At 69.7% G+C, this 14,815-nt stretch carries 19 protein-coding genes; 9 read left to right on the top strand and 10 right to left on the bottom strand.

Going from position 1 to position 14,815, the window contains the following annotated elements; genetic code table 11:
- The first annotated feature begins 22 nt into the window (after window positions 1-22).
- Together OG331_RS06910 and OG331_RS06915 are read left to right on the top strand one after the other, a co-directional pair.
- Window positions 23-688 carry a TetR/AcrR family transcriptional regulator gene (locus tag OG331_RS06910; protein WP_406192803.1) on the top strand — a complete coding sequence of 222 codons (666 nt, stop codon included), beginning with the start codon at window positions 23-25 and terminating at the stop codon, window positions 686-688.
- A 168-nt stretch (window positions 689-856) separates the two neighbouring features.
- On the top strand, window positions 857-2,746 hold the full coding sequence (locus OG331_RS06915; RefSeq protein WP_406192806.1) for a propionyl-CoA synthetase: 1,890 nt from the start codon (window positions 857-859) through the stop codon (window positions 2,744-2,746).
- 43 nt (window positions 2,747-2,789) lie between these two features.
- Here OG331_RS06915 and OG331_RS06920 read toward each other — a convergent pair whose 3' ends face one another.
- Window positions 2,790-3,290, bottom strand: a complete 501-nt coding sequence (locus OG331_RS06920; RefSeq protein WP_406192809.1) for a PaaI family thioesterase — start codon at window positions 3,288-3,290, stop codon at window positions 2,790-2,792.
- 93 nt (window positions 3,291-3,383) lie between these two features.
- On the opposite strand from OG331_RS06920, the gene OG331_RS06925 reads away from it, so the two are divergent.
- The gene (locus OG331_RS06925; RefSeq protein WP_391402272.1) at window positions 3,384-3,851 is read left to right on the top strand and encodes a winged helix-turn-helix transcriptional regulator; all 468 of its coding nucleotides are present in this window, start codon (window positions 3,384-3,386) and stop codon (window positions 3,849-3,851) included.
- Between the two features lie 43 nt (window positions 3,852-3,894).
- Here OG331_RS06925 and OG331_RS06930 read toward each other — a convergent pair whose 3' ends face one another.
- Window positions 3,895-4,710 carry a DUF899 domain-containing protein gene (locus tag OG331_RS06930; protein ID WP_406192812.1) on the bottom strand — a complete coding sequence of 272 codons (816 nt, stop codon included), beginning with the start codon at window positions 4,708-4,710 and terminating at the stop codon, window positions 3,895-3,897.
- Window positions 4,711-5,077: 367 nt separating this feature from the next.
- Between OG331_RS06930 and OG331_RS06935 the strand changes: the two genes are divergently transcribed.
- The gene (locus OG331_RS06935; RefSeq protein WP_406192815.1) at window positions 5,078-5,725 is read left to right on the top strand and encodes a dihydrofolate reductase family protein; all 648 of its coding nucleotides are present in this window, start codon (window positions 5,078-5,080) and stop codon (window positions 5,723-5,725) included.
- Window positions 5,726-5,749: 24 nt separating this feature from the next.
- Here the strand turns inward: OG331_RS06935 and OG331_RS06940 are convergent, their stop codons facing one another.
- Window positions 5,750-6,298 (bottom strand): NUDIX hydrolase, encoded by a 549-nt coding sequence (locus tag OG331_RS06940; protein ID WP_406192818.1) that lies wholly within the window; start codon window positions 6,296-6,298, stop codon window positions 5,750-5,752.
- Between the two features lie 197 nt (window positions 6,299-6,495).
- Between OG331_RS06940 and OG331_RS06945 the strand changes: the two genes are divergently transcribed.
- Entirely contained in the window at window positions 6,496-6,639 is a 144-nt protein-coding gene (locus OG331_RS06945; protein WP_328419638.1) for a hypothetical protein, read from the top strand.
- A 111-nt stretch (window positions 6,640-6,750) separates the two neighbouring features.
- On the opposite strand, the gene OG331_RS06950 is transcribed toward OG331_RS06945, so the two are convergent.
- The 5 genes from OG331_RS06950 to OG331_RS06970 form a co-directional block, all read right to left on the bottom strand.
- Window positions 6,751-7,041: a DUF6355 family natural product biosynthesis protein gene (locus OG331_RS06950; RefSeq protein WP_406192821.1), complete on the bottom strand. Its 291-nt coding sequence runs from the start codon at window positions 7,039-7,041 to the stop codon at window positions 6,751-6,753.
- 216 nt (window positions 7,042-7,257) lie between these two features.
- Entirely contained in the window at window positions 7,258-7,815 is a 558-nt protein-coding gene (locus OG331_RS06955; protein ID WP_406192824.1) for a TetR/AcrR family transcriptional regulator, read from the bottom strand.
- 10 nt (window positions 7,816-7,825) lie between these two features.
- Window positions 7,826-8,407, bottom strand: coding sequence for a sugar O-acetyltransferase (locus tag OG331_RS06960; protein WP_406192827.1), 582 nt, complete (start codon window positions 8,405-8,407; stop codon window positions 7,826-7,828).
- A 107-nt stretch (window positions 8,408-8,514) separates the two neighbouring features.
- Entirely contained in the window at window positions 8,515-9,720 is a 1,206-nt protein-coding gene (locus tag OG331_RS06965) for an MFS transporter (protein WP_406192830.1), read from the bottom strand.
- 99 nt (window positions 9,721-9,819) lie between these two features.
- Entirely contained in the window at window positions 9,820-10,254 is a 435-nt protein-coding gene (locus OG331_RS06970; protein ID WP_406192833.1) for a MarR family winged helix-turn-helix transcriptional regulator, read from the bottom strand.
- Window positions 10,255-10,365: 111 nt separating this feature from the next.
- On the opposite strand from OG331_RS06970, the gene OG331_RS06975 reads away from it, so the two are divergent.
- The 3 genes from OG331_RS06975 to OG331_RS06985 all read left to right on the top strand — a co-directional run bounded on the left by OG331_RS06975 (window position 10,366) and on the right by OG331_RS06985 (window position 11,946).
- Complete coding sequence (locus OG331_RS06975; RefSeq protein WP_406192836.1) at window positions 10,366-10,779, top strand: DUF1398 family protein; 414 nt, start codon at window positions 10,366-10,368, stop codon at window positions 10,777-10,779.
- Between the two features lie 86 nt (window positions 10,780-10,865).
- Entirely contained in the window at window positions 10,866-11,510 is a 645-nt protein-coding gene (locus OG331_RS06980; RefSeq protein WP_406209788.1) for a DNA alkylation repair protein, read from the top strand.
- A gap of 61 nt (window positions 11,511-11,571) precedes the next feature.
- Window positions 11,572-11,946 carry an SRPBCC domain-containing protein gene (locus tag OG331_RS06985; protein ID WP_406192839.1) on the top strand — a complete coding sequence of 125 codons (375 nt, stop codon included), beginning with the start codon at window positions 11,572-11,574 and terminating at the stop codon, window positions 11,944-11,946.
- Window positions 11,947-12,120: 174 nt separating this feature from the next.
- On the opposite strand, the gene OG331_RS06990 is transcribed toward OG331_RS06985, so the two are convergent.
- Window positions 12,121-12,579 (bottom strand): SRPBCC family protein, encoded by a 459-nt coding sequence (locus OG331_RS06990; RefSeq protein ID WP_406192842.1) that lies wholly within the window; start codon window positions 12,577-12,579, stop codon window positions 12,121-12,123.
- Between the two features lie 70 nt (window positions 12,580-12,649).
- Window positions 12,650-13,744, bottom strand: a complete 1,095-nt coding sequence (locus OG331_RS06995; protein WP_406192845.1) for a glutamate--cysteine ligase — start codon at window positions 13,742-13,744, stop codon at window positions 12,650-12,652.
- A gap of 219 nt (window positions 13,745-13,963) precedes the next feature.
- Here OG331_RS06995 and OG331_RS07000 point away from each other — a divergent pair, with 219 nt between their 5' ends.
- Entirely contained in the window at window positions 13,964-14,782 is an 819-nt protein-coding gene (locus OG331_RS07000) for a polysaccharide deacetylase family protein (protein WP_406192848.1), read from the top strand.
- Window positions 14,783-14,815: the final 33 nt, after the last annotated feature.

Here is a 14,815-nt window from a genome sequence, read left to right on the forward strand (position 1 = left end):
GCCGTTCACTATAGTGAGAGCCATGAGTTCCACGTCAACCCCCGCCCGCGGACGGCCCGCGCGACTCGACCCTGTGCGCACCGTCGAAACGGCACTCGACCTGCTGGATCAGTCCGGCCTCGAAGCACTGACCATGCGGCGGCTCGCCGACGCGATGGGCGTCCAAGCCGGTGCGCTGTACCGCTACTTCGCGACCAAGCAGGACCTGCTGACGGCGATGGCGGAGAGGATGCTGGCGGGCTTGGCGGAATCAGACGGGGAGGCGACCGACGGCGACTGGTGCGAGCAGCTGGCCGCCCTCGCCCACGCGATGCGCGCGGCACTGCTCGCCCATCGCGACGGCGCGCGCGTCTTCGCCGGCACGCACTCCACCGGGGCGAACACCCTGCGCTTCGCCGACCGCCTCGTCGGAGTTCTGCGCGATGCGGGATTTACCGACGAAGAAGCCGCCCGGGCCCTGTTCGCGGTGGTCAACCTCACCGTGGGACACACCCTGGAGGAACAGGCGGCCCGCCAGCCGGAGAGCGGGGCTCCGGCAGCTCCGGAAGTCCTGCGCGCCGCGGTGACAGCAGGCTCGTATCCGCATCTCAGCGCCACCCTGCCCACGCTGACCAGCACCGACTTCACGCCCCATTTCGAGTTCGGACTCGGCCTGGTGACGGAGGGGCTGCGCGTTCGTCGGGGCTGAGCTCCGGTTCCGGCTCACCGGGGCCGCGCAACCGGCACCGGACTCCTCGACCGGCCCCGACGGCCACGTCCCACTCGATCTTGTCGCTCGGGCGGCATACGGTGTTCGTGTCCCCCGCCCCTTTCCACGCCACCGCAGTCAGGCACCGACGGGACGAAGGAGTTCGTGATGGGAATGTACGAGGATGTCTTCCGCGCCAGCACAGAGGACCCGGAGCGCTTCTGGCTGACGGCGGCGGAGGCCATCGACTGGGACGTCGCTCCGCAGCGCGCCCTGGACTCCTCGGGCGCCCCGTTCTACCGCTGGTTTCCCGACGGGCGGCTCAACGTCTGTTTCAACGCGCTCGACCGGCACGTCGAAGCCGGCCGCGGTGACCAGCCGGCGCTTGTCTACGACTCCCCCGTCACCGGCACCCAACGCACCTACACCTACGCGCAGTTGAGGGACGAGGTGGCGTCCTTCGCCGGGGCGCTCGCGCAGCTCGGTGTCGGGCGTGGCGACCGGGTGGTGATCTATATGCCGATGGTGCCCGAGGCCGCCGTCGCGATGCTGGCCTGTGCGCGCATCGGCGCGGTCCACTCGGTCGTCTTCGGCGGGTTCGCCCCGCACGAGCTGGCCCTGCGTATCGACGACGCCGCGCCCAAGGTGGTCGTCTCCGCCTCCTGCGGCGTCGAGGGCAAGCGTGTCATCGCGTACAAGCCGCTGCTCGACCGGGCGATCGAACTCGCCACCCACAAGCCGCAGAAGAGCATCGTTCTGCAACGGCCGCAGGGGCCGGCCGAGTTGGGGCCGGACGATCTCGACTGGGCCGAGCTGGCCGCCGCCGCACCGCCGGCCGACTGCGTTCCCGTCGCCGCCACCGATCCCCTGTACATCCTCTACACGTCCGGAACGACCGGAAAACCCAAGGGAGTTGTCCGCGACAGCGGCGGCTATGCGGTCGCTCTGCACTGGTCGATGGGCGCCGTGTACGACGTGGGTCCGGGCGAGACGATGTTCACCGGCTCCGACGTCGGCTGGGTCGTCGGGCACTCGTACATCGTCTACGCGCCCCTGCTGGTCGGCGCCACGACGGTCCTGTACGAGGGCAAGCCGGTCGGCACCCCGGACGCGGGCCAGTTCTGGCGCGTCGCCGCCGAGTACCGGGTCAAGACCATGTTCACGGCGCCCACCGCCTTCCGGGCCATCCGCAAGGAGGACCCGAAGGGAGCGTTCACGGCGGACTACGACCTCTCTCACCTGCGCTATCTCTTCCTCGCCGGTGAACGGCTCGACCCCGAGACCTACCACTGGGCCGGCGCCCTCCTGGACATCCCGGTGATCGACCACTGGTGGCAGACCGAGACCGGCTGGCCCATCGTCGCCAACCCGGCCGGCATCGAAGCCGCCCCGCTCAAGCCCGGCTCCCCCACCCGCGCGCTGCCCGGCTGGGACGTCCGCATCTTCGACGCGTCCGGCGCCCCTGTGCCCCCGGGTGTCGACGGCGCGATCGTCGTGAAGCTCCCACTGCCGCCCGGCGCGCTGCCGACGCTCTGGAACGACGACGACCGCTACGTCGCCTCGTACCTCTCCGCCTTCGACGGCTACTACCTCACCGGCGACAGCGGGCACATCGACGAGGACGGCTACGTGTTCGTCATGGGCCGTACCGACGACGTCATCAACGTCGCCGGACACCGGTTGTCGACCGGCAGCATGGAAGAGGCCCTGGCGGCCCACCCCGACGTCGCCGAATGCGCCGTCATCGGCGTCGCCGACGCCCTCAAGGGACAGGTGCCGCGCGGCTTCGTGGTCCTGAAGGCCGGCACCGCCCGCGAACCGGGCGAGGTCGAGGCCGAACTCGTCCAGCTCGTACGCGACCGTATCGGCGCCGTCGCCTCCCTCAAGGACGTCACGGTCGTGGCCGCTCTGCCCAAGACCCGCTCGGGAAAGATCCTGCGCAAGACGATGCGGGGCATCGCCGACGGCCACGACGAACCCATCCCCTCCACCGTGGATGACGCGAGCGTCATCGAGGCCCTGCGGCCCGTTCTCCGCCGCTCCGGTCACACCTCGTGAACGGCTGAGTCCCGGCAGGGACGACGAAGGGCACCTCTGCCGCTCACCCTTGGGTGGACGGCACCGGGAACAGCATGCAGCTACTGGTGGCATGCGCGAGCAGACGATCCTTCGCGTCGACCAACTGCGCCTGCGCCAGAGCGGTTTGGCGCCCCTGATGGACAACCGTACCGATGGCGCGCACCGTCCCGGTGTCCACCGTGATCCGCCGCAGGAACTTCACGGTCAGGTCGAGCGAGGTGTACGCCATGCCCTGCGGAAGGGTGGACTGGACGGCACACCCCGCGGCCGAGTCGAGCAGCGTGGCGAAGATGCCGCCGTGCACGCTGCCGATCGGGTTGTAGTGCTCCTCGCCGGGCGTCAGCGAGAACACCGCTCTGCCGGGTTCCACCTCGGCCAGGGTGAAGTCGAGGGTGTTACTGACAGGCGGCCCCGGCAGCCGCCCGGCCTGCAGCTCACGCAGGAAATCGATCCCTGCCATGCGTCCGGCGGCTTCCGCCAGGGGGACGGGATCGTCCCAGTAGTACGTACGTGTTCGTCCCACGGTCCAGCGCCTTCCCATCTGACTTCGTCCATTGAAGCTAGCTCCGCTTCCACCTGACTGTCAATGGAGAAGCCAGGCACGTACGATGGGGGGATGGAGTGGCTTGAGGCGAGCACGGAGAACTGCCCCGTCCAGCGCACGCTCGACGTGGTCGGAGAGAAATGGACGATGCTGATCCTGCGCGACGCCGTCAACGGAGTCCGCCGCTTCGACGACTTCCACCGCCACATCGGCCTGTCGGAGGCCGTCCTCAGCGACCGCCTGCGCAAGCTGACGTCGGCCGGCATCCTGAAAACGGTTCCCTACCAGGAGCCCGGCAGCCGCGCCCGCAACGAGTACCGCCTGACCCGCAAGGGCTGGGACCTGTGGCCCGCGCTCATGGCGCTCGGCCAGTGGGGCGAGACGTACCTCCTCGACCCCGAGGACACCCTGCTGGACATCCGGCACACCGACTGTGACGCTCCGGTCCGGGTCGTCGTCGAGTGCTCCGCGGAACACTCCGCCCTCAACCCCTGGGATGTCACGGCCCGCCTGGGACCGGGCGCCCGTCGCCGGTCGTGAGCCGGCGAGGGGACCTCAGCCGTGCTGTTTCCGCCGAGACGCGTCAGTGGCACTGACCCCGTCGGCCAAGGGTCTCCACGGGAGTCGCACCGGGGCGGCTCCACTGCGGTACGGGGCGGCCGGTCGGGCCCCACGTGGCGACGCCGTCGGCGTCCGTGCGCCAGTACCAGCAGATCGGCGAGCCGTGCCCACCGACCGGGGCGCCCGCCTCAGGGGCCTCGGGCCAGCCCTGCGGGTTGTCCTCCCAGCCCTCGCGGCGGCCGTAGGGCGTCATGTCGAGCAGGCCGAGGGACCCGTTGACCGGCTCGTTGCCGCGCCCGGTCGTCGAGTAGGTCAGGAACACGCGGTCGCCGTCGCGCAGGTAGCAGGTGAGGTACCCCATGTCCCCGCCGACCGGCTCGTCGACGTCGCGCACCGAGTACCAGGGCTGGATGTAGCCCATGAAGTCCACGAACGAAGCCACCTCGTCCCACTCGCCCGTGGTCACGATGGCGAAGGAGACGCCGCGGGCGCCCAGGTAGACGGCGTCCTTCATGTGCCAGGCCGTGGTGGTGCAGCCCTCGCACTGCCCCTGGTGCGGTGCGCCGTCGTACCACATGTGCTTGTAGACGATGAGCTCGTCGCGGCCCTGGAACAGGTCCAGGAACGGGACCGGCCCATCGGGTCCGACGACCTCGACCGTCCCGTCGAACTCCACCATGGGCAACCGGCGGCGGGCCGCGGCGACGGCGTCGCCCTCGCGCGTGTGGGCCTTCTCCCGGACCAGAAGCTCGTCACGGGCGGCCTGCCAGGTGGCCAGGTCGACGACGGGCGGGCGGCCCGGCAGCTCGGTGGTCGGGTCGTGCGGCGTGGTCGTCATGGTGTCCTCCGTGGCGTTCGGTGCCGGGCAGCGTCGTACGGCGTCGTTCGGCGGTCACCAGAACAGACTCGCAACCCGGGCGGAACTCATCGCGGCAAGGGCGCGCATGTGGAGCAGCACCTGTGGAGCGGCACCGCCCGCGACACCGCGACCTCGGGGCGCCAAGGTGCTCGATCCGATGGCCGCCCCCGACGAGTCCGTGCCACGATGAAAACGTCCCGCGGCGAAGGCGCGGCCGAGGCGCACGTATGACCGATCTCGGTGGCGGCTTCCAGCGGCCCCAGGTGGTGGCCGACCGACGACCGGGAGTAACCCGGCCCGATTGCCGGTTCGGTCACCGATCCATTGCGCAAGGGAGTCGTCAGCCATGTCACGCGCCCGCGTCCACAACTTCTCCATTTCGCTCGACGGCTTCGCCACCGGTGAGGGTCTGAGCCGTGACGCGCCGTTCGGGCACGCCGGAGAGAGGCTGCACGAGTGGATGTTCGCCACCCGGTGGTGGCACGAAAGGGTCGGCGAGCCCGGCGGTACCAGCGGCCTCGACGACGCCCTCGTGCGGCAGTTCACGCCTGGGATCGGGGCCGAGATCATGGGCGCCGGAAAGTACGGCTACCCCGGATGGCACGAGGACCAGGAGTGGAAGGGGTGGTGGGGACCCAACCCGCCCTTCCACACGCCGACCTTCATCCTCACTCATCACACGCGCCCGTCGATCGAGATGGAGGGCGACACTACGTTCCACTTCCTCGACACCTCACCCGCCAAGGCGCTCGATACGGCCCGCGAGGCAGCGGGCGGCCAGGACGTACGCATCGGCGGCGGGCCCACCGTGATCCGCGACTTCCTTGCCGCAGGGCTCATCGACCACATGCACGTTGCGGTGGTCCCGATCGTGCTCGGCCGAGGCGTCCGCCTCTGGGACGGGCTGGAGGACCTGGAGAAGGACTACGACGTCGAGGCCACCTCCTCACCCAGCGGAGTCACGCATCTGACGGTCACCCGGTCGGGTCAGTGAACCAACCATTTCGCCGGCCAATCCCTACACCGGCCGACCTTCCCGCATGCAGACCGCCGTCCCGGAGGTAACCGCAGCGTGAAGTGCCGTCAAGGTACGGACGTCCGCGGCGGTTTGCACGTCCTGGAGTTCGTCCAGGCTGACGAAGGCGTACTGATCGTGCTCGGGACTCAGGCGAATCGGGGTTCCCTCTGCGAGCGTTCCGCCGTCGAAGAAACAGTCGAGCACCGGCCCGGTTCCGCAGACGTCCACCCGGTGGTCGATGCCGATGAGCCTCAGCGGGGACCGGAGCTCGACTCCGATCTCCTCGTGGGTTTCCCGCCGCGCCGCCGCGCACGGGTCCTCTCCGTGATCGAGCATTCCGCCCGGCAGCCACCAGTCCCCGGCGATCGGTTGACCGGGGGCGTAGCGCACGAGCAGGATCCGCCCCTGACTGTCGAGGAGCATGACGCATGAGGCGATGAGCGCCTGAGGCTGGGTCTTGATCCACTCCTCGCGGGGCACCCACACCACGGCAGGCTCTGATCCGGCATCCGCCTGCGGCGCTGCCACGGCCTCTTCGTTCACGGTCACTTGCAACACTCCCGTAGAGATCGCTCTTTCCATTGGGTGCGGTCACGCAGGCCGATGCCGCGGGCCCCTGTTCCTTCGCCAAACGGACGGTCCCGCCACCAAGCGGCTGAATCCGCAGGCTGCGCGGCGTGCCTTCGCGGGCCACGGCTGCCGGCCCGAAGCAAGGTGGTCGGTGCTGTCGTCGTCGAGGAGGACTTGTGAAGCGTCGCGTCGTCGCCGTACTGGCCACCGTCTTCGCCGGGCTGATGCTGTTCGCAGCCCCGGCCCCGGCTCATGACGACCATGGCACCGTCGAGAGCAACGACTGGAACATCCCGCTCACCAACATCCGCCTGCCCTAGCGCCGAGTCCGCCGGGGCCAACCGAACGGGCCGGCCGAACGGGCCGGCCGGCCCAAGCCGGCTGACCCATTCGTGAACTGCCCGGCAGTGCATCACCGCGGTGATTATCCGTCAGCAGGTACGACCGACGTAGTGGGCGCCCTGAATCTTGCCGGCGGAACCGAGCCAGGTCTTGCCCGGGCTGACGCACCGCTCGTAGTCGGCCGCGAGGGCGACCTCGACCTTGATGACCACACGCGAGCCGTCGGACGTGCAGTGGTTGTAGAAGGCGTCGGAACCGGTCTCGTAGAAGCCGCACGGGTCGGCTGCCGCTGGGCTCGCCTGGGCGGTCACCGCGCCCAGAGACGTGAGGACGAGAGCAGCGGAACCGAGAGCGCCGGTCAGCATACGACGAATGCGCAAGGGAGACTCCTTGGCCAGGGCAGGGCTGCGGGACCCAAGGCCCGGTGCCTGCCGATCAGTTGGATACCTGCATCAGGATCGCCGTGCCGCCCCACGCTGCTGAGGGAGTATTGCGCCGTTCACCTGGCGAATCGTTCTGTCGCTACATCCATGGGGTGATCTTGCCCGGTTCCCCGTTCCGGACCGGTCAAGGCTGTGCAGACATCTGTGCTCGGGTCAGGGGGCACGCGTGCCGGTCGCGGTGATGCGGGCGATCGCCTCGACCGTGAGGGCACGGTCGTGGGGTTGACGGGACAGGGCTCGGTGGAGGGTCAGGCCCTCGATGAGCGCGTCGAGTTGGCGGGCGGTGTCCGGGTCGAAGTGCTTTTCCAGGTGGACGCGGCTGCGGCGCATCCATTCGTGGGTGAGTTCCCGGTAGGCGGGCTGGCGGGCGGCGAGGGTGTACAGCTCCTGGGTGAGCACCAGGTCGCGTCCGCTTCCCTCGGACAGCATGTGGACGAGGTCGGCCACTGCCTGCCGGGCCTGGTCGGGGTCCGCCGGGGCGGACAGGTGGGCGTCGAAGACGGCGACGATGTGGTCGGTGAAGCGGCTGAACGCTTCGCGCAACAGGTCGTCCATACCGCTGAAGTGATAGGTCATCGATCCCAGCGGAACGCCGGCGCGCACGGCGATCTTCCGGTGGGACACGCGTGCGATGCCCTCCTCGGCGATGAGGTCGAGAGTGGCGGCGATGATGCGTTCGCGGCGCTGGGGGTCGGTGTGTCCGGTGGCCATGACGACAGACTTACAGGCTCCGCACCACTCGAGCGGGGTTCCCGACGGCGACGACGTTCGCGGGGATGTCCCTGGTGACCACCGCACCGGCGCCGATGACGGAATTGTCCCCGATGGTGACGCCGGGCAGGACGATCGCGCCACCGCCGAGCCACACGTTGTCGCCGATGGTGATCGGCTTGGCGGCCTCCAGCTTGTCGCGGCGGGGCTGCGGCTCCAACGGGTGGGTGGGGGTGAGCAGTTGGACGTTCGGGCCGATCTGGCAGTCCTCACCGATGGTGATGGCCGCGACGTCCAGTGCGGTGAGGTTGTAGTTGACGAAGGTGCGCGCCCCGATGGTGATGTTGCTGCCGTAGTCGACGTACAGCGGCGGCCGCACGTGGGCCTCCTCGCCGAGCGCGCCGAGCAGTTCGGCGAGGATCGGCCGGGCGGCGTCGGCGTCCTCGGTGTAGCCGGCCTGGTAGCGAGCGGCCAGGCGTACGGCCTCCTGCTGCCGACGGGCGATCTCCGGATCGTCGGCGATGTAGAGGTCGCCCGCCTGCATGCGCTCGAGGTTCGTGCGCGGATCCTGCGCGAAGTAGTCCGTCGGCATGCGCACGAGCGTACACCGTCGAGTGTACGAACGTACATTCTGGGGCATGGGGGTCGCCCGGGTTCAGAGTCGATAGGGGGCTCTCCTACGTCGAGGCGATACGGGAGTTACCGGCGCCGGTTCTGCAGTACCTGGGCGAGGAGGATCACGAGCAGCCCGGCGAGCGGCACCACCAGCAGGCCCACGCGCAGGCTGGTCGCGTCGGCGACGAGGCCGACCACCGGCGGGGAGAACAGGAAGCCCAGGCGCATGAGCCAGGACACGATCGTGAGCCCCGACCCCGGCTTGAGGCCGGGCAGTTCGTCGGCCTCCTGCATCGCGGCCGGCACCAGGGTGGCCACGCCGCACCCGGCCGCGGCGAAGCCGAGGATCGTGACGGGCACCGTGGGCACGGCCAGCGCCAGCCCCATGCCGGCCGCGGCGATGAGCCCGCCGGTGCGCGCCACGGTGCGCTGACCGAACCGGTCGACCAGGCGGTCGCCGACGAGACGGCCGACGAACTGGGCGCCGACCAGGGCGATGAATCCAGAAGCCGCCACGGTGACCGACGCGTGCAGGGAGTCGGAGAGGTAGAGCGCCGCCCACGAGTTGCCCGCGTCCTCGACGACCGTGCCGGCCGTGGCGATGACGACGAGGGCCGCGAGCACATACCCCACGCGCAGGCCGCCCCGGGAGGACTGCTGCCGACTCTCGTCCTGGGCCTTTGCCTCCTCCCCCACGGGCTCGGCGTCGGGACCGGGCAGGCAGTGGCGCAGCGCTACGAGGGAAACGATCCCGAACACCACCGCCGAGATCAGCAGGTGCTGCCCGCGTGACAGACCCAGCGCGATCGCGGCGGCGGCCATCGAACCGCCCGTGACGGCGCCGACGGACCAGACGGCGTGGAAGGAGTTGATGATGGAACGGCCGTAGCGGCGCTGCACCCGCAGGCCGTGCGCGTTCTGGGCGACATCGGTGATGGCATCCATGGCCCCGGCCAGGAACAGCGCTCCGGCGAAAGCGGCCACCGACCCCGCAAGTCCGGCGGCAAGGGCTCCCGCGCCGGTCAGCAAGGTCCCGGCCACCGCGACACGGGCCGACCCCAGCCGTCGGATGAGCACACCTGCGGCCAGGCCGGCCGCGATGGCACCGGCCGGGAAGGCCGCCACGGCCAGTCCGTACGCGGTGTTCCCGATGCCGAGGTCGGCCTTGATCTGCGGGTATCGCGGAACGAGATTGGCGAAGAGGGCCCCGTTCGTGAAGAACAGCATGGCTACGGCCGCGCGGGCATGCCGTTCACGCCGGGTGGGCGGACGCAATACGTCAACTGTCATGCGGTGGAGCCTACAAGCTGGAGCGTACGAACGTACACTCTCACCCGGCGCAGGCCGCCGAGTGCCACGAGCCGCACCCGAGGGCAGGGCATTTCAGGCCTACCCCTCCTGTTGGCGGCGGACCTCGTCGATGACGCGACGTAGCAGCTCACGGACCGCGGCGATCTCATCGGCCGGAATGTCGGCAGCCACCCTGCGGTGGACCTCTGCCGCACGGACCGTGATCTCGTCCAGGACGCGGCGCCCGGTGGGCGTGAGTTCCAGGAGCGGCGAACTCCGGTGATCCGGATTGGGGCGGAAGACGACGAGGTTCTCGTTCGCGAGGTCGTTGGCGAGGCGCTGCACGCCTTGGCGGGCGACTCCCAGGCGGCGGGCCGCCTGGGCCACCGTCAGCGGGGTGCCGGACGCCACGCTCAAGAGCTGCCATCGCGCCTGGGTCTGCCCCTGGGATGCGGCGATCACCTCCCCCGACTTTCGCAGCGCTCCGGCTGCCTCGTACACGTCCGCCACCAGCAGAGCCACCTCGTCGGACATGCACGCTCCTCACGTTGACAACATGTTTCCACTTAGGAAACATGTTGTCATGTTACTACTGGGGCCATCGCAACGCGCCCCGCACCACCCACCGCTCCCCTGGAGAAGATCATGAGCACCGCGATATCAAACCTGCGGGCCACGCTGGAGCGCGCGGCCGCCGTCCGGCCCAAGGTCGGCGGCTTCCCCTACCTGGCCGAATCGCTGCGGCAGGCCGGCATTGCCCACTGCCGCATGGCGGTGCCGTCGAATGCCATGCTCTACCTCACCGAGACCGGCCCCGTCGCCGTTCAGGGCGAGCCTCTGGTGACCGGCATGGTCGATGTCCTGCCGTTCGACGGCCAGGCACTCGTGGCGGCTCTGCGCGCCGAGCAGGCAGGCGAGACCACCTTCCCCGAGTTCATCGAGGGCTGCTGGAGGGCCGGCGTGGTCTGGTACGACGTCGACCTCGCCGCTCGCACCTGCACCTACTACGGCGCCGACGGCGACAGCTACACCGAGACCTACCCCGAGGTCGCGGTCTGACCTTCGCCAAGACTGGTGGCCGTCGGCTAGATTTCAGGCGCGAAAGCGAGGAGGCCGAGGTGACCGAGACGACAGTGGCGCAGGTCATGGCCGAGTTGGCCGTGCTCGAGGACCCGAAGATGCGCGCGGCGAATGAGAAGCGCGGCGACGATCACGGTGTGAACCTCGGCAAGCTGCGCGCGCTCGCGAAGCAGCTCAAGACGCAGCAGGATCTTGCGCGCGAGCTCTGGGCGACGGACGACACCGCCGCGAGGCTCCTCGCCATGCTGATCTGCCGGCCGAAGGCATTCGAGCGGGACGAACTGGACACCATGGTCCGCGAGACACGTGCCCCCAAGGTGCACGACTGGCTCGTGAACTACGTGGTCAAGAAGAACCCGCACTCCGAGGAACTGCGCCTCGCCTGGTTCACGGACCCGGATCCGGTGGTCGCCAGTGCCGGCTGGGCGCTGACCACCGAGCGGGTGGCGAAGAAGCCCGAGGGCCTCGACCTCGCGGGACTGCTCGATGTCATCGAGGCGGAGATGAAGGACGCCCCGGATCGTCTGCAGTGGGCGATGAACCACTGTCTGGCTCAGATCGGGATTCAGCACGCCGAGTACCGCGCCCGTGCGATCGACATCGGCGAGCGCCTGGAAGTTCTCAAGGACTACCCGACTCCCCCGAACTGCACCTCTCCGTTCGCGCCCATCTGGATCGGCGAGATGGTGCGTCGTCAGCAGGAGGGCTAGACAAGTCCAGGACGCATGGCCAGGGCCCGCTCCGCGCGCTCGTCGGCCCTATCGTCGAGGAATGGAGATCTCCGAACAGGCCCTCGTCCCAGCCGACCCCGACCGCACCTGGCGGCTGATCACCGACCCCCGGTACGTCGAGCAGTGGTACGCATTCGGGGGCGCCGACATCGAGTTGGCAGCGGGTGGCGCGATGGTCCTGCGCTGGGACGAGCACGGAGCATTTCCCGCCAGGGTGGAGGCAGTCGAGCCCGGCCACCGCTTCGCCTTCCGGTGGCTGCCGGAACCCGGCGACCTTGTCGAGATCGACCTCTCGCCGGAGGGCGACGGGACATTGGTCCGGATCACCGAGAGCGGTGCACTGGAGGACGCCGCCACCAGTGCCATGGCCTGGAGGAACTCTCTTTCCCTGCTCACCGCGCTCGCCCACGCGTAGCGCCTGACAGAACGTGACGGTCGTAACTCGCCGTCGCTCGACGTCAGGGCCGGCGGTGCGCCGCCGGAGCCGAGTTGTTCGGGTCCGGAGGCGCACCGCCCGGTCCTCCGTGCCCCGGATGGTCCCAGGTCTTGAAGCCGCTCGGGCTCCCGCGATCCATCCAGGCGTTCGAGCTCATCCGGGAGTGATGCGGCCGCGCCAGCTTCCGGATTCGATCCCGCGGTGCTCGATGTAGTCCTTGAAGCGGCGCATGTCGCCCTTGATGCGACGGTCGATGGTCCCCGTCACGTCCGCCGCCTTCTCGGCGGCTCCGCTCGGTTCGACGTCCATCACGAGTTCCACCCGGGTGTGGGTGTCGTCCACGCGCTGGAAGCGGACCGTGCCCTTCTGCTGCGTGTCGCCGCTGACGGTGCGCCAGGTGATCCGCTCGTCAGGGAGCTGGTCGACGATCTCGGTGTCGAACTCCCGCCGTACCCCACCGATCTTGGTCGTCCAGTGGTTGTGGCTGTCGTCGAGCTGCCGGACCTCCTCGACGCCCTCCATGAAGTTCGGGAACTCCTGGAACTGCGTCCACTGGTTGTAGGCGGTGCCGACGGGAACCTCGACTTCCACGGTTTCCTTGACTGTGCTCATCCTTGATCCTCCTTTCACGGTGCGGCGAGTACCCAGGAGCCGTCCGTCTACAAGAGCAAAATCCATACGGTCACGACACGGTGCTCCGGACGCCGATCAGGTCGGTGACCGCCTGGAGGCCGCCTTCGGCGAGCGCAGTGCGTTGCCGGTCGGCGCCGGTTCCGTCGCGCAGGAGCCGCCGAACCAGTGCCGTGACCTGCCGGGTGTCGCCGGACGCGTCGAGTGCGGGAGAGATGTGGCGCAGGAGTTGGTGCAGTACGGCGGCGGCGGGCTGGAGCGTGCCGCCGAGGCCGACCAGGGTGTCGCTCAGGCCGTGGCGGGCCGCGTGCCACATGGCGGCCCGCAGAAGTTCGGGTTCGAGGGCGAGCACGGGCGCCCCAGCGGCGGCTTCCCTCAGAGCGGTCTTCACGAGAGCCCGGATGATCCCGGCGAGCATGACCGCCTCGTCCGCGGTCAGCTGGACGTCCGAGCACCGCACCTCGATGGTGGGGAAGCGAGGCGAGAGGCGGGCCTGCCAGTACACCTGGCCGGTGTCGACGATCAAACCGGCATCCTGCAGTCGCTGCACGCGCCGGTTGTAGTCCGCGGCGTCCCGGAAGCACGGGGGCAGGCCGCTGACCGGCCAGCGGCTGAAGATCACCGTGCGCCAGCTCGCGAAGCCGGTGTCCTGCCCGTCCCACAGGGGGGAATTCGACGACATGGCGGTCAGTGTCGGCAGCCATGCCCTGATCCGGTTCAGGACCTGGACGCCCTCTTCACGGCCGGGCACGGCCACATGCACGTGCATGCCGTTGACCAGCTGCTCCGCCACCAGCTGCGGCGCCTGCGTGACCATCGCCCGGTAGCGGGCCTCGTCGGTCACGGCCACGGGACGACCACGCCGCAGGGGTGATGTCCCACAGGCCGCGAGCCGGCAGCCGTGTTCCTCGGCGGCCACCGCGACGGCCTGCCGCAGACGCAGCAGGTGGCCCCCGGCCTCGTCCAGCGTGTCGCACACCGGGGTGGCCACCTCGACCTGGGCCTGGAGCAGCTCGTGCTGCACCTCCCGGTCGGCCGCCAGGCGCCCAAGACCCGCCGCCTCCCGCACCTCGGCCCCCTGCGGCACCGGCAGGCCCGTGGCCGGGTCGAGCAGCAGGTACTCCTCTTCAACGCCGATCGTCGTCATCGACCGCCCTATGCTCCGCCCGACTGCCGGGCCAGGTCCCGATGCGTCTGGCCGACGCACCTCACACCGCGCTGATCACCCCGCAGGGCACCACCATCCGTGTGGCTGTCCGAGTGCCGCGGCAATCGCGCGACAAACCAACGTCCCCGATCAGAGACGGTGAGCCCGCCGCAGACGATCACACTCAAGGAAGGGCACCGGGCGGCCGATGCCGGTGGCATGGAGACTCGTTCCCTCGTCGTCACGCGCCCGCGTGTGGGCCGCCGGCTGATCGCGGTGGCCGCCGCGCTGTTCGCCCTTCTCTGGGGGGCCGTGGTGCCCGGACCGGAGGTTCTGGCGGCCGGGGCGGTCCCCTCGCGCCCGGCGGCGGCCGCGGACCAGGAAGGGCTGCGGGCACTGTTCGGATCGGAGAACCGGGTGATCCGTACGGACGAGCGGGTGGTCGCCGTGACGTTCAACGCGGCCTGGAACGACGCCGGCTTGACCGGCATCCTCGGTGACCTCGAGCGGCGACACGCGCCGGCCACGTTCTTCCTGACCGGCACCTTCGCTGATCGGTACCCCGAGGTGGTGAAGAGGATCGCGGCTGCGGGGCACGGGCTGGGCAACCACTCCTACAGCCACCCGTACTTCGCGGATCTGTCGGCCGCCGGAAGGCGCCGGGAGGTGCAGGCAGCGGACCGGGCCCTGCGCGCGGCCGGGGCGGGCGGGGCGCTGACCCCGTTCTTCCGGTTTCCCTACAGCGAGACCAGCCCTGCCCAGATCGGGGAAGTCAACGGGCTGGGGTTCGCGGACATCGAGTTCACCACCGACACCAACGGGTGGATGGGCTCCGAGGGCGGTATGACCGTCGACCACGCGGTGCGCAGGGCACTGGACGCCCTGCGCCCGGGGGCGATCCTTCAGATGCACGTGGGTGCGTCGCAGGGCCGCACCGAGGTGATCGATGCCCAGGCCCTGCCACGCATCCTCGATGCGATCTCCGACCGTGGCTACCGGGTCGTCGACCTCCGTTCCCTCCTTGCGGCACAAAGGTGATCCGGGGGGCGAACCGGCCGGTCTTCCGGCCGG

Source organism: Streptomyces sp. NBC_01017 (assembly GCF_045162795.1).
GTDB lineage: Bacteria > Actinomycetota > Actinomycetes > Streptomycetales > Streptomycetaceae > Streptomyces > Streptomyces machairae.

Coding starts and splice junctions, on each gene's coding strand:
- OG331_RS06910 (WP_406192803.1), top strand. CDS start 23: ATGAGTTCCACGTCAACCCCCGCCCGCGGACGGCCCGCGCGACTCGAC.
- OG331_RS06915 (WP_406192806.1), top strand. CDS start 857: ATGGGAATGTACGAGGATGTCTTCCGCGCCAGCACAGAGGACCCGGAG.
- OG331_RS06925 (WP_391402272.1), top strand. CDS start 3,384: ATGGAGTGGCTTGAGGCGAGCACGGAGAACTGCCCCGTCCAGCGCACG.
- OG331_RS06930 (WP_406192812.1), bottom strand. CDS start 4,710: ATGACGACCACGCCGCACGACCCGACCACCGAGCTGCCGGGCCGCCCG.
- OG331_RS06935 (WP_406192815.1), top strand. CDS start 5,078: ATGTCACGCGCCCGCGTCCACAACTTCTCCATTTCGCTCGACGGCTTC.
- OG331_RS06955 (WP_406192824.1), bottom strand. CDS start 7,815: ATGGCCACCGGACACACCGACCCCCAGCGCCGCGAACGCATCATCGCC.
- OG331_RS06960 (WP_406192827.1), bottom strand. CDS start 8,407: ATGCCGACGGACTACTTCGCGCAGGATCCGCGCACGAACCTCGAGCGC.
- OG331_RS06965 (WP_406192830.1), bottom strand. CDS start 9,720: ATGACAGTTGACGTATTGCGTCCGCCCACCCGGCGTGAACGGCATGCC.
- OG331_RS06970 (WP_406192833.1), bottom strand. CDS start 10,254: ATGTCCGACGAGGTGGCTCTGCTGGTGGCGGACGTGTACGAGGCAGCC.
- OG331_RS06975 (WP_406192836.1), top strand. CDS start 10,366: ATGAGCACCGCGATATCAAACCTGCGGGCCACGCTGGAGCGCGCGGCC.
- OG331_RS06980 (WP_406209788.1), top strand. CDS start 10,866: ATGGCCGAGTTGGCCGTGCTCGAGGACCCGAAGATGCGCGCGGCGAAT.
- OG331_RS06985 (WP_406192839.1), top strand. CDS start 11,572: ATGGAGATCTCCGAACAGGCCCTCGTCCCAGCCGACCCCGACCGCACC.
- OG331_RS06990 (WP_406192842.1), bottom strand. CDS start 12,579: ATGAGCACAGTCAAGGAAACCGTGGAAGTCGAGGTTCCCGTCGGCACC.
- OG331_RS06995 (WP_406192845.1), bottom strand. CDS start 13,744: ATGACGACGATCGGCGTTGAAGAGGAGTACCTGCTGCTCGACCCGGCC.
- OG331_RS07000 (WP_406192848.1), top strand. CDS start 13,964: ATGGAGACTCGTTCCCTCGTCGTCACGCGCCCGCGTGTGGGCCGCCGG.